Source organism: Lacrimispora xylanisolvens (assembly GCF_002934545.1).
GTDB lineage: Bacteria > Bacillota > Clostridia > Lachnospirales > Lachnospiraceae > Lacrimispora > Lacrimispora xylanisolvens.
On the sequence record NZ_PTJA01000004.1, the window covers coordinates 38,676 to 56,991 of the forward strand.

The 18,316-nt window shown below is 39.0% G+C and carries 19 protein-coding genes and 1 pseudogene; 3 read left to right on the plus strand and 17 right to left on the minus strand.

Annotated features, from left to right (window positions below):
* Positions 1 to 146: 146 nt before the first annotated feature.
* From BXY41_RS08190 to BXY41_RS08235, 10 genes are all read right to left on the minus strand, one after another.
* Positions 147 to 821: a response regulator gene (locus BXY41_RS08190; protein WP_104436346.1), complete on the minus strand. Its 675-nt coding sequence runs from the start codon at positions 819 to 821 to the stop codon at positions 147 to 149.
* A complete protein-coding gene (locus tag BXY41_RS08195) occupies positions 818 to 2,425 on the minus strand; it encodes an ATP-binding protein (RefSeq protein WP_242980118.1) in 1,608 nt (535 codons plus the stop codon). Before BXY41_RS08195 ends, BXY41_RS08190 begins: the two co-directional genes overlap by 4 nt.
* 172 nt (positions 2,426 to 2,597) lie before the next feature.
* Positions 2,598 to 3,581 carry a 2-keto-3-deoxygluconate permease gene (locus BXY41_RS08200; RefSeq protein WP_104436347.1) on the minus strand — a complete coding sequence of 328 codons (984 nt, stop codon included), beginning with the start codon at positions 3,579 to 3,581 and terminating at the stop codon, positions 2,598 to 2,600.
* Between the two features lie 49 nt (positions 3,582 to 3,630).
* On the minus strand, positions 3,631 to 4,803 hold the full coding sequence (locus BXY41_RS08205) for an NAD(P)-dependent malic enzyme (protein WP_104436348.1): 1,173 nt from the start codon (positions 4,801 to 4,803) through the stop codon (positions 3,631 to 3,633).
* A gap of 260 nt (positions 4,804 to 5,063) precedes the next feature.
* On the minus strand, positions 5,064 to 5,354 hold the full coding sequence (locus tag BXY41_RS08210) for a hypothetical protein (RefSeq protein ID WP_104436349.1): 291 nt from the start codon (positions 5,352 to 5,354) through the stop codon (positions 5,064 to 5,066).
* Between the two features lie 81 nt (positions 5,355 to 5,435).
* The gene (locus BXY41_RS08215; RefSeq protein WP_104436764.1) at positions 5,436 to 7,505 is read right to left on the minus strand and encodes a ribonucleoside triphosphate reductase; all 2,070 of its coding nucleotides are present in this window, start codon (positions 7,503 to 7,505) and stop codon (positions 5,436 to 5,438) included.
* Positions 7,506 to 7,522: 17 nt separating this feature from the next.
* Positions 7,523 to 9,565 carry a cell division protein FtsA gene (locus BXY41_RS08220; protein WP_104436765.1) on the minus strand — a complete coding sequence of 681 codons (2,043 nt, stop codon included), beginning with the start codon at positions 9,563 to 9,565 and terminating at the stop codon, positions 7,523 to 7,525.
* A gap of 177 nt (positions 9,566 to 9,742) precedes the next feature.
* Positions 9,743 to 10,261 (minus strand): GNAT family N-acetyltransferase, encoded by a 519-nt coding sequence (locus BXY41_RS08225; RefSeq protein WP_104436350.1) that lies wholly within the window; start codon positions 10,259 to 10,261, stop codon positions 9,743 to 9,745.
* Between the two features lie 241 nt (positions 10,262 to 10,502).
* Positions 10,503 to 10,853, minus strand: coding sequence for a VOC family protein (locus BXY41_RS08230; protein ID WP_104436351.1), 351 nt, complete (start codon positions 10,851 to 10,853; stop codon positions 10,503 to 10,505).
* Positions 10,854 to 11,110: 257 nt separating this feature from the next.
* Entirely contained in the window at positions 11,111 to 11,818 is a 708-nt protein-coding gene (locus tag BXY41_RS08235; protein ID WP_104436352.1) for an SHOCT domain-containing protein, read from the minus strand.
* Positions 11,819 to 11,998: 180 nt separating this feature from the next.
* Between BXY41_RS08235 and BXY41_RS08240 the strand changes: the two genes are divergently transcribed.
* Positions 11,999 to 12,493, plus strand: coding sequence for an HIT family protein (locus tag BXY41_RS08240; protein WP_104436353.1), 495 nt, complete (start codon positions 11,999 to 12,001; stop codon positions 12,491 to 12,493).
* A gap of 47 nt (positions 12,494 to 12,540) precedes the next feature.
* Here BXY41_RS08240 and BXY41_RS08245 read toward each other — a convergent pair whose 3' ends face one another.
* The 3 genes from BXY41_RS08245 to BXY41_RS26685 form a co-directional block, all read right to left on the minus strand.
* Entirely contained in the window at positions 12,541 to 13,050 is a 510-nt protein-coding gene (locus BXY41_RS08245; protein WP_341457818.1) for a DUF6773 family protein, read from the minus strand.
* A complete protein-coding gene (locus BXY41_RS08250; RefSeq protein WP_104436355.1) occupies positions 13,016 to 13,225 on the minus strand; it encodes a helix-turn-helix transcriptional regulator in 210 nt (69 codons plus the stop codon). Before BXY41_RS08250 ends, BXY41_RS08245 begins: the two co-directional genes overlap by 35 nt.
* Before the next feature lie 285 nt (positions 13,226 to 13,510).
* Positions 13,511 to 13,663 (minus strand): hypothetical protein, encoded by a 153-nt coding sequence (locus tag BXY41_RS26685; protein ID WP_170072279.1) that lies wholly within the window; start codon positions 13,661 to 13,663, stop codon positions 13,511 to 13,513.
* A 315-nt stretch (positions 13,664 to 13,978) separates the two neighbouring features.
* Here BXY41_RS26685 and BXY41_RS08255 point away from each other — a divergent pair, with 315 nt between their 5' ends.
* Positions 13,979 to 14,329 carry a hypothetical protein gene (locus BXY41_RS08255; RefSeq protein WP_146088560.1) on the plus strand — a complete coding sequence of 117 codons (351 nt, stop codon included), beginning with the start codon at positions 13,979 to 13,981 and terminating at the stop codon, positions 14,327 to 14,329.
* Positions 14,330 to 14,444: 115 nt separating this feature from the next.
* Here the strand turns inward: BXY41_RS08255 and BXY41_RS08260 are convergent, their stop codons facing one another.
* Entirely contained in the window at positions 14,445 to 15,299 is an 855-nt protein-coding gene (locus tag BXY41_RS08260; protein WP_104436357.1) for a hypothetical protein, read from the minus strand.
* A gap of 502 nt (positions 15,300 to 15,801) precedes the next feature.
* Here BXY41_RS08260 and BXY41_RS08265 point away from each other — a divergent pair.
* Entirely contained in the window at positions 15,802 to 16,281 is a 480-nt protein-coding gene (locus BXY41_RS08265; protein WP_104436358.1) for a hypothetical protein, read from the plus strand.
* 296 nt (positions 16,282 to 16,577) lie between these two features.
* Here the strand turns inward: BXY41_RS08265 and BXY41_RS08270 are convergent, their stop codons facing one another.
* The 3 genes and pseudogenes from BXY41_RS08270 to BXY41_RS08280 all read right to left on the minus strand — a co-directional run.
* Positions 16,578 to 16,916: an LPS biosynthesis protein gene (locus tag BXY41_RS08270; protein WP_104436359.1), complete on the minus strand. Its 339-nt coding sequence runs from the start codon at positions 16,914 to 16,916 to the stop codon at positions 16,578 to 16,580.
* 352 nt (positions 16,917 to 17,268) lie between these two features.
* Positions 17,269 to 17,520 carry a TIGR04076 family protein gene (locus tag BXY41_RS08275; RefSeq protein WP_104436360.1) on the minus strand — a complete coding sequence of 84 codons (252 nt, stop codon included), beginning with the start codon at positions 17,518 to 17,520 and terminating at the stop codon, positions 17,269 to 17,271.
* 217 nt (positions 17,521 to 17,737) lie between these two features.
* Positions 17,738 to 18,265 (minus strand): annotated as a pseudogene (locus BXY41_RS08280) (manganese catalase family protein); the annotation flags it as partial.
* Positions 18,266 to 18,316: the final 51 nt, after the last annotated feature.

An 18,316-nucleotide genomic window follows, 5' to 3' on the forward strand; every position in this document is an offset into this window, starting at 1 on the left:
TCTGGTCAGTTATTTCGTCATTAGAAAATTAGTTTGTATTCAAATATAAAAGTTTGTATACAAATTCTATGACTTGTATTTATGCTAACACAGCCCGATTTTTTTTTCAATATACATTATAAACAAAGTACTGTAATTTTATTTAGTCATAATTTTCGATACTTGTGCTGGGGCCTTCCTACTTTCCCGTACTCAACTAATTTATAGATCTTTTCTTCCTTTTCCATCAGTTCCAGATATCGTCTTACTGTAACTCTTGCAATCTGCAGCATCTCCGCCAGATTTTCGGCTGTATAGTATTCTTCCCCGCCCTGTTCTATCTTTTCCCATATGGCACAGTATGTGTATTTATTAACCCCCTTTGTAAAATCTTCCTCATTCTGGGCTGAAATCTGCCCGGATAAGTACCGGTCCAAGTCCTTTTGCTCGATGACTTCGCTGTTTTTAAAGCTGTCATATCTGTCCTTATACTGTAAGAGTGCCTCCCTGAAACGTTCAAACCGAAACGGCTTGATTAAATAATCAACCACTCCATAACGGAATGCCTGCTGTATCCGTTCCATGGACTTATCCGCAGTGATTAAAATAACATCTGCATCCAGTGCCTGGCTGCGGATCCATTTTAAAAAGTCAATTCCATTTTCATTGGGCAGATAGACATCCAGGAGAATTAAATCCGGTTTTTTAGACAGCATGTATTTTTTTGCTTCCTGTAAATTGGAAACTCCTTTTAAGAAAGTAAATCCCTCCACCCTTTTTAAAAATTTTGAGTTGATTTCCATAACCATAGGATCATCTTCCACAATCATGACTCCGATCAAATCCTTTCACCCCTTTCCATTGGGATCGCAATATCCCATTGTACTCCATTTTCAGATGTAAAACCAATGGTTCCCCTGCATTCTTCTATGATCCGTTTCACAATAAACAGGCCACTGCCTCTTTGCCCTTTCTTGGTAGAAAAACCCTGGTTAAAGATCCGATCACCTATTTCAGGGCTGATTCCTCCTCCATTATCTTTAACGCGAATGTTCAGATGATTGTTTTCTTCTGCAATCCGGATATCAATTCTGCCTGTCCCGTCATTTTTTACTTCATCAAGGGAATTCTCTATCAGGTTCCCGATGACAGAACCAAGATCCTGGCAGTTCATTCCTTCCGGTAATTGATTAAGTCTGGAATCTTCATCGATCACAAGCTTTACTCTGCATTCCTCCGCTTTACTGTACTTCGCCAAAAGAAGAGCAGAAATGGAAGAATCCTTGATCTGAGTGGTGAGAATGTGGCTGACTTCCGTTCTGATCCTGGCAACATCCGATATAAAATCCAGGGCTTCTTCATATTCTTCCAGCTGTATCAGGCCTGCAATGGTATGAAGCCGGTTCATAAATTCATGGTTCTGGGCGCGGAGAGACCATGCCAGTTTTTTCACTCCGGTCAGTTCTTCTGCCATTTTCCTCACTTCGGTTTTGTCCCGAAAGCTGGCTATGACTCCGATCACCTGCCCTCGGTCCAGAATGGGAATCCGGTTGGTGACGATTACGGTATCCCACAGCTTCTGCTCGTCATCGAATTCTGCCTTTTTTGTACTTAAAATATTCATCATGCGGGTGTTGGGTAATACTTCTTCTATATTTTGCCCAATCACCTGGTTCTTCATCTTTTCTTTATCAAAGCCAAGAATCTGCAAGGCAGAATCATTCATTAAAGTAATACGGCCTTCCCGGTCAATGGCGACCAGGCCTTCATGGATGGCATCCAGAATCCCTGTTTTTTCATGATACAGCTTGGTTATCTCGTCGGGCTCCAGTCCCAGCAGTATCTTTTTAATATGATTCGCCAGTAAAAATGCCCCCACACTTCCTGCAAACAGACCTCCAAAACCAATCAGGATAATATAAAAAGCAGCCTGATGTTTTGCACTCTCAATCCGCTCGATCAGTGTGCCAACGGAGACAAAACCAATTTCCTGATTCTTATCATTATAGACCGGGGCAAAGGCGCGCAGGGATCTTCCCAGAGTTCCGGTAGCCTCTGATACATAGGTCTCCCCAAGTCGTACCACCCGGTCTTCATCTCCTCCTTCAAAGGTTTTACCGATCATCTGGGGATTGGGGTGAGAATATCGGACTCCCTGGTTGTCCGCAACTATAATATAATCAACCAGTTCCAGATTTTTCAGCTGCATCGTAACATAAGACGATATGACACTGGTGTTTTTCTGTTCCAGCGCATCAACCACCTCGTTTGAATGAGCCACCAGCTCCGCCACATTCATGACATTGGTCTTTGCCTCATTTTCTATGTTCCTGGTCATCCAGGAAGCGACAAAGGGAATAATAATAGCAATTGATATAAATACAACTGCAATGACCAGTAAGATCATCATTGTCTGCAGCTTCATTGTTTTTCTTCTATTCATCATAAAGCGCTTCCTTTCTATCTATTAATTGTATCAAATAATCTGCTGCCTCACAATGTCATTATAATACTCTCCTGACACGCAAAAGATACTCCCTGGAGAAACAGACCTGTTTATTTCTTACATCGCCTGTCTCTTTGGGAGCATCTTATAATAATTTATGTCTTAAGCACTGCTAACTGGCCAATTCCCTGCTGCCGGCTGCCTCCATGGTTTTCATCTGCTTTTGCCTCATTTTCTTAAATACAAAGGATACAATAAATGGGCAAACGATGGCTGATACCACGCAGGCTGCTGCAACCTGGGCTGTTGCTGCTGCAGCTACCACTGCAAGGGAGGGATCTGCCGCTGCTACCGCTTCTGGTGTCGCCACTGCATTCCCAGCTGTAGAACCGGTTGCCAGACCGATAATCGGCTCTTCTTTAAACAGCTTTAAAAGAATATATGCGCCTATTCCTGTAAAGGATGCCACAATACCAAGGATAATGCCGGGACCTCCTGCTTTTACAATGGTTTCCAGGTTCATTCCTGCCCCAAGGGGGAAAGAAAAGAACGGAATCAGCAGCAATTTACTGCTTCCCAGAAAGGTTCTCATATCGCTGTCAAGATTTCCTAATATCATTCCGATTACGATGGGAATCATAACTGCAATTACTGCTTTTACAGGGACAACTGCCAGACCGGAAGCCCCCAGTGCAACCAGGGTAAAGAAGGGGCCGTCTTTAATGGATAAAAGAGCGTATGCGCCTACATCTGTCTCATCACCGTACTGTGACGCAAGAGAAGCATACAGACCACCGTTACAGTTGGTTAATGCAGCCAGAACTGCCAGAGGAGAAAGTCCCAGAACACCGGCAGAACCAAAGATCTTACCAACCAGAATACCAATTCCTGCTCCTACAATGAACTTTCCTGTTATCAGGAGAGCTCCTTTTTTAATTGCTTTGGGAGCCAGTTTAAAATGGATCTGGGAACCGATCAGAAACATAAAGCAGGCCAGTATGGGCTGTGAAGCTGATTTACTGAACAGGGCTGTTGTAAATCCGCCCAACTGTAGAAACTGAGGGAAAAACGTATTTACAATTACTCCCAAAAACAGGGGTACTACCATCATACCACCTGGGATTTTATCAAGGGTCTTTTTTATCGGAATCTGCATATTTTAATCCTCCTGTCTTTCATGCAAGCCATCATTTTTCCTTGCTTACTTATATTCTGGCGGCTCCTGTTTCTCTGGCTGCTTTTTTCACAGCCTCTGCCACATTTTCAGATACGCTTTTATCGAGGGCATTGGGAAGAACGTTCTGATCATTCAGCTCTTCGTCCGGGATCATGGCAGCAATGGCATATGCTGCTGCAAGCTTCATTTCCTCGTTGATCTCTTTCGCCCTGACCTCCAGCGCTCCTTTAAAGATTCCAGGGAAGGCCAGTACGTTATTTACCTGATTTGGAAAATCAGATCGTCCGGTTCCGATTACTTTGGCTCCTGCTTCTTTTGCAAGATCAGGCATAATTTCAGGAGTAGGGTTTGCCATGGCAAACAGGATGGAATCCGGATTCATGGAGCTGACCATTTCTTTACTTACAATTCCTGGAGCAGATACTCCGATAAATACGTCAGCGCCTTTCAGTGCATCGCTTAAGTCTCCCTTTAACTGATCCGGGTTGGTGATCTTAGCCAGATCCTGTTTTGCATAATCCACACCTTCTATGCCTTCGTATAAGATTCCAACTTTATCACAGACTATTAAATTGGTTACGCCGCATACAAGCAGCAGCTTTGAGATAGCGGTTCCAGCTGCCCCCGCACCGTTTACCACAACTTTGATTTCTTTGATCTCTTTGCCCACTACCTTCAGTGCATTGATCACTCCTGCCAGAACTACGATTGCCGTTCCATGCTGGTCATCGTGAAATACAGGAATATCAAGTTCTCTCTTTAACTTTTCCTCAACCTCAAAGCATCTGGGCGCCGATATATCCTCAAGATTGATCCCTCCAAAACCAGGAGCAATCATTTTAACTGCGGTTACTATTTCATCAGGATCTTTGGTGTCCAGACAAATGGGAAATGCATTGACATCTGCAAATTCCTTAAACAGAATGGACTTACCTTCCATAACAGGAAGACCAGCCTTTGGTCCGATATCTCCAAGTCCTAAGACTGCGGTTCCATCTGTGACAACTGCCACCATGTTTCCTTTTGATGTATATCGATAAACATTGTCCTCATTTTCATGAATCTTCCGGCATGGCTCAGCAACACCCGGTGTGTAAGCAAGGCTTAAATCCTCCCTTGTTACAATGCTGACCTTTGACTTAATTTCCATCTTTCCTGCATGAAGTTCATGTAATTTCAAACTCTCCTCAAAATAATTCATAATGAATCCCCTTCCCTTTTAAATCTTTCTGTTTTTAGTGTTTTTGCTGCAAAATGAGAATAACACAAACCAGAAACAAGGAAAATATTATAACCATAAAGAAGTTATTAAGTTCATATTGAACATTTTGTTAAATATAAGACAATTTTTTATTCTTTTCTTTTTCACTTTGCACATAAAAAAAGCGCCTGTCAGCAGCGCCCGGTACAAAAAAAGTTCCGGCCTTCAAAAATGAAAACCGGAACTTTTTGTTTACTGAATTATTTGCATCCACATCCGGAATCCGTAGATCCCATTACAGAACCGCTGTAGGTTCTTCCACAGCCATTTGCACTCCAGAATCCATCACGGAATCCGGTCTCATAACCATCTTTAAAGCCGCATGCATATCCCTGACGATAGCACATGTTCATGTTTCCGTTTCCAGTTGATGCATCACTGACATCACTGCATTTGTCATTACATTTAGTATTACAATTATTTGCATTGCTATTTCCGCTTGGGCAGTTGCAGTTGCAATTGCATCCGTTATTCCAATTATTACAACTCATTTTCATTTACTCCTGTTTAATCAGTTCGTAATATATCTTATGCCCAAGTCTTTCATATGTGAGTTAAAACGGTAAAATTTTTCACTCCAAAGTCATCATTTTTCTATTTTTAAACTCCTGAGCTTTTCCTTCATTCCAGTCATTTACCGGGCGGTAGTATCCTGCAATTCTGCTGTAAATATCCGTCTCTTTCCCGCACCTGGGACAAATCTTTTGTTCCCCCGGCAGATAACCGCAGCTCTGACAGACGGAGTATACTGGTGTAAATGTCAGGTAGGGAATCTCATACTGACTTGTCATGCGCCTTAATGCATCTCTGACAGTCCGATAATCCTCTTCCTCCTTCTTCATAAAGACTGAAAATACAGTACCCGCCGTATACAAAGGCTGAACACGATTCTGTATGGTCAATGCCTGAGTAAGGATGCCTCCCCAATCTGCCGCAAGTTTGGTGCTGTTGGTATAATAAGGTACGGGTGAATGATCACCTGCAGATCTTATGTCAGAAAATTCTTCTCTGTCGATTAATGCCAGCCGGTAAGCCGCCGATTCGGCCGGAGTTGCCTCAAGGCTGTACAGGCTTTTGTACTGCTGCTGATAAGCAATCAGTTTTTTCTTTAAGTGCTCCATGACACGAACTGCAAATGCCTGAGTTTGTTCTGATTCCATTCCCATCCCCAGCCATTTTGCATTCTTTCCTGCTTCATCCATCCCCACAATACCGATCGATGAGAAATGATTGGTGAAATTTTCCAGATAACAGGCAGTATAGGGGTAAAGCCCATTTTTCAAGAGTCTGGTTACTACATTACGCTTGATATCAAGAGATTTTGCGGCAAGATCTGCCACCCTGTCCAAACGCTTATAAAAGTCAGCTTCATCAGAGGCCAGATATGCAATTCTCGGCAGATTGAGAGTTACCACACCGATGGAACCTGTATGTTCTCCATATCCGAAAAAGCCACCGGCTTTATGGCGCAGTTTTGTAAAATCAGGAATACTTTTGGGTGTATATGCCCGCACGTCTCCTGGAGTAAGACCACTGTTGATGTAATTGGAAAAGTAAGGAGTTCCGTAATGGGATGCCAGGGTAAATAACAAGCGGTTTCTTTCTGAATCGGACCAGTCAAACTCCTTTGTTATTCCAAATACCGGAATCGGATACTGAAATCCCATTCCACCGGCATCTCCTTCCAGCATTGTCTCTAAAAAGGCACGGTTCACCATATCCATCTCTGCCTGACAGTCTCCGTAGGTAAAATCCATAAACTTCCCGCCCACAATGGCCTTTTGGGATTTCATATCCTCTGGTACCGTCAAGTCAAGGGAGATATGGGAAAATGGCGCCTGGGTTCCCCAGCGGCTTGGAGTATTAACTCCAAACACAAAGGCCTCCATGCATTTTTTTACTTTATCGTAAGACAGTCCATCTGCTTTAATAAAGGGCGCAAGATAGGTATCAAAGGAGGAAAATGACTGGGAGGCAGCCCATTCATTCTGCATAATACCGAGAAAATTAACCATCTGATTGCACAACGTGGCCAGATGCTTTGCCGGTGAAGCTGTGATCTTTCCGCTGATTCCGCCCAGTCCGTCTAATAAAAGCTGCTTTAAAGACCAGCCGCAGCTGTATCCTGTCAGCATGGAAAGATCATGGATATGGATCTCTCCATGATTATGAGCGTCTGCAATCTCCCTGTCATAGATTTCAGACAGCCAGTAATTTGTGGTAACTGCTCCGGAGTTGTTAAGGATAAGACCACCCACCGAATAGGTCACCGTGGAATTTTCCTTCACATGCCAGTCCTCTACTTTTACATACTGGTCCACAACATCTTTGTAGTCCAGGGTGGTGCTCCCTAAGTTTCTGATCTTTTCCCGCTGTTTCCGATAGAGAATATAAGCCTTCGCCACTTCCGTATAACCGGTTTCTTCCAGAACCTTTTCCACACTGTCCTGTATGTCTTCCACCGGAATACTCTCCGTATGAATCTTATTTTGAAAATCAGAAGCTACTCTTAGTGCAAGAAGCTCGACAATACTGTCCGTATAGTACTTACCCGTTGCCTCAAAGGCTTTCTTAACTGCTTCCTTGATCTTGGATAATTCAAATCCTGTGACTGTTCCATCCCTTTTTACTACATTCAACACGCCCATACGCACCCCTTTTATTCATTTTCCTGATAAATCATAATACGGTCTCTGCTTTTTAATTCCTGCTGAAAATAACCGCTTTCCCCGTTGACCTCTAATACTACTTTCCCGGTAAGATTTTTAAAATCAAGTCCGGAATATTCCAGCATGTCCATAAGATAATAAGGACGCTGATCCGGCTTAATGGGAAAAGTCACAGGTTTATCATTTAAGAAAAATGTGATTTTTCCATTGCTTTTATGAAAGGCTGAATCGGAAGAAGCAGATGCATCCGCATGCCCTTCCAGTTTTAATCGTTGTTCTTTATCAATCTGTATGCCTGTAGACGTCATCTGTGCCGGAGGAGTCAGAATACCCGGTATATTCTGAGGAGCCAAAACCGGTTCCTGATACGGGACTTGTTCTTCCTCTGCTTCATCATACCAGTCTTCCTCTGGAAGTATTTCCTTTTCCCGAACTATTTCTATTACAATGCTGTCTCCGGTTTTTAAGGGAAGATCTTCTTTTGCCTCTATTCCATTTACCAAAATCGTCTTTCCCGCTCCTGGCTTCTCAATATCCGAAAGCATGGCAGAAGCGCTCTTTCCGTGACTGGCAGGCACAAATACGATCCAGTCCTCTGCGCTTACCTGATCAGAAAGCTGTGCTTCCTCTCCGTTCAGTGTGAGGACAGACGGTTCCGCCTTCTCGCCATAAAAAACAGTCCGTTTGCCGTTTACACTTACAACCAGATTCTGACCGGAACGCCCGATCATATCCTGATAGTTATATCCGTTCATCATTAAAACGTCCATAACGGTAAAGGTTCCGCCTCGGAAAAGCTTTGCAGGACGTTCGTTTAAAATCACCCGAAAACCATCATTGACTATATTAAATCCGGCTGAGATTACGATCCCAAGAGGAGTGGCATATTCCGGATTCTCCAGATCATATTCATCGGAATAAGCGTTAATCTTAAAATTATTTCCTGCAATGGCAACACGCTTGGAATCAATTTTTAAATGCTCTACAATTCCTTCTTTCAGTCCGGACAGCCTGCTGCCACCGCCTGCCAGAAAGACAGCTGACGGCATACCGCCATTCACCTCCAGTATTTTGTCTGAGATCTCCTGACAAAGCCTGGAAGATGCCTCCTTGATGCTGGAAAAAATGGCTTCCCTGGTGATTGTCTGCTCAAAACCAAGGATATCTGTAAAATTAAGTTCCTCTGTTTCATCGATCTGAGATTTGATCTTTTCCGCAGTCCCAAAATCCACTAAGTATTCCTTCATAATGGATTCCGTTATCTCATCTCCTGCGAGTATGGCCATGGTATAACCGGTCACACTTCCATCCCGGCATACAGCGATATCTGAGGTACCTGCACCGATATCCACCATGGCAAGGTTTAGAAGGCGGATATTCTGGGGAATGGCTGCATTGATGGCTGCAATCGGCTCCAAAGTCAGGCTTGCTACCTCAAGTCCGATCTTATGCATGGCAGAGTATAAGCTTTCTACAACCTCGGTGGGAAGAAATGTGGCAATGATATCTGCCTTTAAAACCCGTCCATGATGATCTATTAAGTTGGAGATCATATAATTATCCAGGAAATATCTGCTTACGGTATAACCAACCAGATAAAACTGACGGTCCGTATCCCTTCCCTCCCGGTTCATAAACTGCTTTTCCGCTTCACTGATGGCTCCCGCTTCCAGTCTGCTGACGGATTCCGCATCAATCTTCTGTGCCCTGGCAAGCTCCATCTCATAGGTCACACTTTCTGTTCTCAGTGCTCTTCCCGCAGCTGCCACACAAACCTTTAACAGCTTGCAGCCCAGCTTTTTTTCCAGCTTTTCTTTCACCTGTCCGGCAATTTTTGCAACCTGATCAATATCCTCGATCTGTCCGTCAATCATCGCCCGCTTGGTGTGCTCGGCTCTCTCTATGGCAACGATATGTATTCTGTCCCCATCCGGCATTCCTACCATGCCAATGATGCTTCTGGTTCCAATATCCAGAGCGAAAATAGCCTGATCCGGGAGTGTATCTGTCAAAATGCTATTTCTGTTATCCATAAATAATGCCCCATCCTCTTTCATATTTGTCTTTATTTTACTAGTATCAGGGGTCTCCGTCAATCGAATAAAGGAAACTTTTGTTGAAACAGGGAGATTTTTGATACAAAAGAACTGGCTCATGTATTAAAAACATTAAGTTTGTCACCATAAACGACTGATTTATTTCCCGTATTATTAACGTTTCACCATCTCATATAACGGGTGATACAACCCTGTTGGTAAATAAAATTCTTTGCCAATGGATTGAAACCCCAATTTCTTCAGCAGCTTTTCCGACGCCTTGTTTTCAGGATGATGGCCTGCATATAGTTTTTTAGCATTTAATATATGAAAACTGTAATCAATCACGGCATTTGCTGCCTCTGCGGCATACCCCTGCCCCCAATATTTTTTCCGCAGATGAAAACCGAGCTCGTAAAAATGCTTTTCGGATTTATAAGGACGGATCCCGCAGCATCCAATGAGTTCATCTGTTGACCGTTCAAAAATCGGCCAGTATTGTATATGATACAATTCATGATTACGAATTTCCGTATTCAGGCGGTTTTCAATCTCTTCCTGTGTAAACTTACCTGTGGAACAGATGAACCGGGTAACTTCCTCTTCTCCCCATAGCTGGGATGCCAGATTTATATCGTCATTATTCCATTTGGAGAATCCAATTCTTACTGTTTTAATAAAATAGTCACGCATGTTAAATCCTCATTTCTTTGGTAGTCTGTTTGTTTATCCCAGCACTCCAGCTCAGCCAGTTTCACAAACTCTTCACAGATCCATCAAATTCCGGTCACACTTTCACAGTATATTAATAAATGTAAAGAGGCCAATAACCTTTTAAATAAGACTTTTTTTCATATAGCCGACAGGATTCCCCCATCTTGTCGGCTCCTCCCTTTTTTAAGGGTGATCAGAGTGAATTACTAACATTTCCATACTATTTTTTAGAGAAACTTCTAAATACAATTAAGTTATCATCAGGATCCAGAAAGCTCATGTTTTTTGCTCCCCACTGTCTTATTGTTGGCGGTTCCAGGATCTTAACACCAAGGGTTATTAATTTTTCATACTGAAAATCCACATCATCTACCGTAAATGCTATACATATGTTTTGAGCATTCCCATCTCGTTCCTTACCGTCATTATAAACACTTAGGGTTGTTTCATCGGAAATAATAAACTGATGAATATTATCATTACTACCATTATCAATATCAAAAATGGATTTATAAAAATTTGATAATCCAACAACATCTTTTGTAAACAAACATACTTCTCCCACCTTCACAGACTCTCTCCTCATTTTTTTAATTACTATTTACTGCCCTGTGATGTTTCTTTTCACAATCTCTTCACAAATCCATCAATTTCCCGTCACATTTTTCCGCTATATTAATAATTGTAAAGAGGTCAATAACCTTTTAAATAAAACTTTTTTTCATACGGCCGACAGGATCCCCCCATCTTGTCGGCTTCCTCCAATTTACAGGATGTAATCTTAAGTATAACAGATAAGAGGCGGGGTGAACCGCCTCTACTCTTATTTTACATTTTATCTATAATATCCCTTTTTTTGTTCTCGTACTCCTCTTCCGTTATGAGACCGCCTTCTTTCATAAGAGACAGTTCCTTTATTTTATTTAAGTTTATATTTTCACCTTCTACATTTTTTAAAGTTTTGTCATTAAGATCAGAACTAATTATATTGTCTTTATTGGAACTTGCCAAAATTTTCTTAATATCATCTTTACTATAAAACAGAAGACCTCCCGCTGTTATTAGTATTGCTAAAACAGCAAAACCATTCATAAATCCCTGACCTTTAATTCGGTCAACTCTTTCCCATGTTCCCCGCTCATCTTCTATGACAGTGACTTTATCAGGCCTTGCCATATATTCTTCATAGATATAATCGGGATTATAGATAAACTGCGGTTCGCCTATTACTTTTGCATCTTCCGATATAGGAATAATTAACTGCAGCCAATCTGAATCTCTTAATATTGAATTCCCTAATTTTGTATAATAAATTACTTCAGTTAAATTCTTTTCTTTATTATGCAAAGTATATAAATACTTTAAGCTGCCTGGTTCTTCCTCTTTGTCCACAGTAATTTTAAACCACATATTTGCGTATTTTCTGGTCTTTCTTTCATAGTTCTTTTTAGCGCCCAAATTAATTACTAATAAAAACACAATTAAAATAAAAATAATACAACTTCCAATAATTAAAACTTTTTTCTTGTTCTTCATTGTTATCCCCCATTTTTTACTTATATTCTATCTCATATTCCATTAAATTAAAAGACATTCGTACAATTCAAATTAAAAATTTAATCATTTTCTTAATTGATGTTTTTTTAATCTTTATATATACTTATATAATAATTGTTAGTGAGTTTATATGGATTAAAGGAGAAAATATAAAAAGTTATGTACAATCATGCACCCTCAGACTATGTCTGCCCTTTTTGCCTAATCGCTAAAGGAATTGAAAAAGAATACATAAATACAAAACAGAACGATATCATATTTCAAGATGATTATGTTACTGCATTTATATCATCCTGCTGGTGGAAAAATAATAAGGGTCATGTTATCATAATTCCGAATGAACATATCGAAAACATATACGATTTACCATCTGAAATGTCTTACCGAATACATGATTTAGAAAAAGATATGGCAATAGCATTAAAGGAAACTTATCAATGTGACGGAGTATCTTCCAGACAGCATAATGAACCATGTGGTAATCAAGATGTATGGCATTATCATCTCCATGTGTTTCCAAGATATAAAAATGATGATCTGTATAAGTCAGAAAGAGAAAATACCAATCCAGAAGAGCGTTTAGAATATGCAATAAAGCTGAAGGATTATTTTATCAAGATGAAACATAAGCAGGACGCTGATTCACAAAACTAAACCAACGTCCTTCTTGTCCTGCTTAATCAAATTGCGCTTTAGCTTTATCATTTTTTATTCGAAGCTGATTCGCTCTCTGCTTCAAGTTTTTGTACCCTTTTTTTATAAATAAATACAGAAAGCATTAATGCACCCAGGGTTAATATAAATACCTGCGCAAATATAAATCCCCCTGTGGCAATTGCACCTGCTAATTTACCATATTTATAGTAAGATGATGCAAAGAAAAGAATTCCACACAATACTCCGGATATCAGACTGAGTATGACGTTTGTTTTTAAATTTGGTTTCAGTCTCCTGTCCCATATGCCATTAATCAGGCATGCTATAAGCAGATATATGGAAACAAGCATAAATACCACCCATTCACCTGCAATATTACGGAATAAGTTTTCTGAATCTGTAGAAAAGGTTACCTGTAGTAAAATTGCAGCTAACAACCCCCAATATACAATCCAGAATCCATAGTGTTCGATCTTTAATAACTTTTGCTCCTGCATTTCATCCAGATTATTCTTTTTTCTATTCATTATTATCATCCTCCCAAAATAAATCATCAAGACTTTTTCCTAATACTCGGCAAATAGCCCGGCATAATTTTATCGTTGGATTGTATTCACCTTGCTCTATGGCATTCATGGTCTGCCGTGAAATTCCCACTTTCTCAGCCAGCTCCTTTTGTGTCAGATCCAGTTGGGCACGGGCAACTTTTATTGGTATATTTCGACCCACTGCAATCACCTCCACATGACTATATTACTATATATTATACTCAATGTCAAGTATATGCGACATATAATATTCTATTTTAGACATCAGTCTAATAGTTAATTGATCTGGCTGCATATGACTGCCGTAAAGTGAAAATTTAAACGTAAAGTAAAAAACTAAATTCCACATCACGACTCACCCCACAACATTCAATCATATTCGATATATTAGGGCAAATTGGTTTGTCAAGAAAATCTCGTACTTAGATTTACATCCATTCACTTTCAACAGATCAAGTAATGTCATTTACTTATTACCATGTTTAACTATATCAGCGATAATATATATAGTAAGTGGTATTAAAATCAGCAATGAAATTACTGTTTTTTCAGGCTGGGGTAATATAAGACCCAAAATTGATAAAGTGGCAAGCAATACCAAAATTACAGTTTTTTTCATTCACATTTCCTCCAATAAAATTCAATTTACAGGTAATACGATAATCTTTACAAACAATATACCATTGTATATACATAATCAATAATTTACTATTAACTCTTCTCTCACAAAATTTTCACATATTCCACAACTTTTCTACATAACCAGGAAGTATAGTAATAATTGTTACAGGTAATATCCTTTACATTTATATAAGCCGGTGAGATCCTTTGATCTTACCGGCTCCTTCCTTTCGTTTTGGCAATTTATGTCTGAACAGGCCCTCCTATGTACTGATTGATGTTTAGTTGTATTTTTCAAACACTGAAAGATATAATGGAGATAAATATTCCAATTAAAATGATTGGAGACTTGACACAAGAAGATTTAAATAAAAAATGTAAAGAAAAAGTGGATCAACCACTTGATGCATATTTAGTTGGTACAGATGGCTACCCTAACTGCATAAATGTGACGTTTAATGATAATTATACTGATTTTGAGATTACTACCAAATCCACTGAATTAGACCTGGCAGAATCCTTATCTATCAAAGGCTATTATAGGACTGGAGAAGATTATAATTACTATAATGATACGCCGTTTAACAATGTCCATGTAAAATTTATCAATGCTGATACAGGAGAAATGATTTCGGACACAAATTCTAAGGACATGAAGGAATGATTTTATTGCGCCAAACCTATTTTAGACATAATGAGAGAAAGCACCCATCAACAAGAAGTAGATCGGCGCTTTCTCTCATTATGTCTGGGGTATTCATTTCCCCCATGAGCTATTTTTATTTACTTACTGTCATGTGAGCATTCAACCAATTTAAAAGCTGTTCTTCGTCCTCCGGATTTTGAAATGATATTTCAATTCCCCAACTAGCACCTCCTGGTATGGGACTAAATAAGCGAGTGGTGTAAAAAATGCGTTGATCATTTGGATAAGTGCTAATTATTTGGTAACCTTTAAGAAGTTTTCCACCTACTAAAATTTCCTTATGTATAACATTTGAACCGGTAATTTTGGCATAATCTTTATCGTCAACCCAACCACTGATCGCTTCATCACTACTCTTATCAAATGGGAAAGTACTCAATTTAGCCGCTACTTTAGCCGGAGAGATAATGCTGAATGCAGTGTATGAGCCAGCACATGTATAGTTATCCATATCCAGTTCAAATCCTTCCTGATATTCCTTATCTCCATAATTTAAATTGATTCCTAAATAATCATTACGAACAATTTCCCCATCATATGAGAACGGAAAAAAAACAGAACCGTATTGTTCTATACGCCCTTCCTGAGCCACATTAATAGTGGCCTTAGGACAATTCTTATACCATCGGCCTTCATAGTTAACTAAATATCCATCTGGCGTAGTAGTATTAGACAAAATATTTCCATCATCTCCGTAATATTCAAAGATTGATACACCCACACCTCCCTCAGAAATGCTTTCTATCCACTCGTTTCTAGCCATGTTACCATCTTCTTTAATGTAAGAGCTAAATAATTTATAAGTACCGTCTTTTTGAAGTGTTTTAGAACCCCATTTTCTATGTCCCTGTTCAATTTTGCCGAATGAAGTTAACGGAATCCCTAATGCAAAAATAAGCATAAACAATAAAACTCTTTTCTTTTTCATCTTCATATCTCCCTATGAGTAAATTTGTTTAATTATATCATTATTACAGATATAGTCAAATTTATCCACTCAAATAATTTAATTAATAATTATCTATTTACACAATATCAATATGATTTTATCAATGTATCCCTCCTTTGTATTTTTTTATTAATATGCTTAAGATGCCCGATAATCTAAAAGGATACAACTGTAACTGTGTTGTGTAAATAACTATTATCATAGACAGAATTCGACTTATGCTCTTCTACAACGCGTTAAGGATAATAAAACCATATTAATAACGTCGAATTATGCGAGGAAATAAGAATAATTGGCCAAGTTAATTATTGACTGATTTCTTAAATAGTGAGAAGCTATATTTAGTAATTACTATCCCTATAATAATTACTTATGATATCTTCGTTAGGGGGGAGGTATTAGATATAATCAGCTATTCTGTATTAAAGCAGTGAAATACATATGCCTTTGAAAGGTACATAGAATATGGAGGGTATTATAATTGAATTTAATTAAAAGATCAAAAAAGTTTTTTGCTATCTTATTGACGTTAGTCTTTATTTTTTCATTAAGCAGTGCAACCTTTGCAGAAAGTACTAATCACATTGTTTATGACGATTATTGTTTAACCACAACCGAATGGAACAGTGGTGGGTGGGGTAATCCAAATGATGTATACAACCTGGTTTTAAATGATAACGATAACTACCAGTTTTCAATCATAAAACGAAAGGGAAAGTGGACAAATGAAGGATCTATGAGGCTTGTTCGTATATCAGATAATAAAGTTATGTGGCGAGCAATACAGCATACATCTAGCGATTGGTATGTTCATACTTTGTCTGGGGAAAAACTAAACTCTACTTATCATGTTGATGATGGGGATTATAGACTAACTTATGGTTATGGCTCACCTTCCTCTGGTAGTAATTGGAATATGTATTATAGTAAAATAATAAGAGTGACACATGCTAAAAAATAAAATTAATAGAAGCAAAGTGATATAAACTTTGCTTCTATTAATTTTATCTGATAAGTCTGGATATCACTTTAATCCAGTAACTCTTAAAATAGCTGTTGCGGATTTTACAAAACAACCAATACAGACAGTATTCATCAGTATTTAAGCATTATAAAACATGATGATATAAAACAAACCCAGAATGTCGGACCGCCTCTATTATATCTAAAATATGCTTCTCCAGGACAATGATATCTTGCTAAACAAATTGGATTTTGGGTAAATGGAATTTGTATTAGCATACTACCAGTATACTTTTAATTTTCTTGTTTTTCTCGTCTTAAAATTTCCTTTGGCGGCTCTATTTCATTTGCTAGCGTATGCTCAGTAAGTTCGGAAAGAATTATAAGCTTATTATTTACAATAGGGCGCATACAATTGGGCAAATGTTCTTGGTGTGCTCTGTGAATAGCTACACATTCTTTACAATTCCCATGATATCTGCAAGCCTTTTTGCATGAGCAATGATCCTTTTCTTTATATTCTTCCCGGAATTGTGCCGCAAATTCTTCCTGAAGCTTTAAGCCTTCTTTCCTGTTTCCTTGATGAAAAGCTTTCATAGCTTCTTTCTCTTTATCATTGCCATCAATAATCATAACAATTCCACCTTATAAATTTCTTTATATTATAATCCTAACCTAAATATTACTAACTTTCAATAATAAGTTTCCAAAGTACTAATTCCTCTTACAATCTTTTAGCAGTATTATAGCCAGACCTTCATTGTAGTCAATCATGGTTCCGAAATTCCTACCAGGATAAGCCGGGCAGAATTCATAACCGGCGGTGCTTTACAGCTGCATACGCTTCGGTCAGAATGCGACTGTTTACGCAGGCTCTGTCTGCACTGCAGTTTTTTGAGGATTTTAGCAATGTATATCTTGTTTTTGCAATAAAAGACTAACGGCTTAAGATTGATAGTTGATAATATAAAATATCTTAACTGTATTAATTTTTAACCAATTCTCCGTGTAGTATTACCCGTCCTCCATCTGGACATTTAATATCAAACTGAGTGTCTTTACCTTCGCCATAATCTAAAACAGCGCCATTTTGTAGTGCATATATCATAGGATATGCACTATTCCATAGTTCATGGCATATTGGTGGGCACAAATCTGTAACATAAAAACTTTCACCCGCTTTATGATATCCACCACGACATTTACTTTCCATTATTGTTATCTTAATTTGGGGCATGTCTTCTCTCCTATCATCATTTTAATAATTTTATAATAACTAAAAGCCTACCAACTATCAACATCAATATATCAATGTAATAATTCCTTTCACAATCTCTTTACAGCTCCATCAAGAACAATGGCTGCTACCAATTTATAAAATTATAGTAAGAAAGCGCCGACCCACGAAAAGTGAATCGGCGCTCTCTTTCATTATGTCTGGGTAATCTTTACCCCTATTTACATTTTGTTTTAACATCAAAGCTGGGATTAAATGCATAAAAGTTTTTGCTGTCCAGATTATCCTGGGTGACTCTAAGTGCCTCACCAAATCTCTGGAAATGAACAATTTCACGCATCCGTAAGAACCGGATAGGGTCACACACATCAGGATCAGTAATAACACGCAAAATGTTGTCGTAAGTACTCCTTGCTTTTTGTTCTGCTGCCATGTCTTCTACCAGGTCAGTGATTGGGTCGCCTTTGGACTGGAATTCACATGCATTAAATGGAACTCCACCCGCTGCCTGAGGCCAGATTCCAGTGGTATGGTCAATATAATATGGACCAAAGCCTGATTCTACTACCTGCTCCGGGGTTAGGTTTCTGGTTAACTGATGAACAATGGTTGCTACAATTTCAAGATGGGCCAGTTCTTCCGTTCCAATATCCGTTAAAATTGCTTTCCCCTCTTTATAAGGCATAGCATAACGCTGGGAAAGATAACGCATGGAAGCGCCCATTTCTCCATCTGGTCCGCCAAATTTCAAAAACATATAATCAATGACCAATCCCTAAAAAGGAAGAGAAGTGTT

What these genes read in the sequence shown, in the direction of transcription:
- BXY41_RS08195 (WP_242980118.1), bottom strand. Translation starts at nt 2,425, where the DNA reads ATGATGAATAGAAGAAAAACAATGAAGCTGCAGACAATGATGATCTTA.
- BXY41_RS08200 (WP_104436347.1), bottom strand. Translation starts at nt 3,581, where the DNA reads ATGCAGATTCCGATAAAAAAGACCCTTGATAAAATCCCAGGTGGTATG.
- BXY41_RS08205 (WP_104436348.1), bottom strand. Translation starts at nt 4,803, where the DNA reads ATGAATTATTTTGAGGAGAGTTTGAAATTACATGAACTTCATGCAGGA.
- BXY41_RS08210 (WP_104436349.1), bottom strand. Translation starts at nt 5,354, where the DNA reads ATGAGTTGTAATAATTGGAATAACGGATGCAATTGCAACTGCAACTGC.
- BXY41_RS08220 (WP_104436765.1), bottom strand. Translation starts at nt 9,565, where the DNA reads ATGGATAACAGAAATAGCATTTTGACAGATACACTCCCGGATCAGGCT.
- BXY41_RS08225 (WP_104436350.1), bottom strand. Translation starts at nt 10,261, where the DNA reads ATGCGTGACTATTTTATTAAAACAGTAAGAATTGGATTCTCCAAATGG.
- BXY41_RS08235 (WP_104436352.1), bottom strand. Translation starts at nt 11,818, where the DNA reads ATGAAGAACAAGAAAAAAGTTTTAATTATTGGAAGTTGTATTATTTTT.
- BXY41_RS08240 (WP_104436353.1), top strand. Translation starts at nt 11,999, where the DNA reads ATGTACAATCATGCACCCTCAGACTATGTCTGCCCTTTTTGCCTAATC.
- BXY41_RS08245 (WP_341457818.1), bottom strand. Translation starts at nt 13,050, where the DNA reads ATGATTTATTTTGGGAGGATGATAATAATGAATAGAAAAAAGAATAAT.
- BXY41_RS26685 (WP_170072279.1), bottom strand. Translation starts at nt 13,663, where the DNA reads ATGAAAAAAACTGTAATTTTGGTATTGCTTGCCACTTTATCAATTTTG.
- BXY41_RS08255 (WP_146088560.1), top strand. Translation starts at nt 13,979, where the DNA reads ATGGAGATAAATATTCCAATTAAAATGATTGGAGACTTGACACAAGAA.
- BXY41_RS08260 (WP_104436357.1), bottom strand. Translation starts at nt 15,299, where the DNA reads ATGAAAAAGAAAAGAGTTTTATTGTTTATGCTTATTTTTGCATTAGGG.
- BXY41_RS08270 (WP_104436359.1), bottom strand. Translation starts at nt 16,916, where the DNA reads ATGATTATTGATGGCAATGATAAAGAGAAAGAAGCTATGAAAGCTTTT.
- BXY41_RS08275 (WP_104436360.1), bottom strand. Translation starts at nt 17,520, where the DNA reads ATGCCCCAAATTAAGATAACAATAATGGAAAGTAAATGTCGTGGTGGA.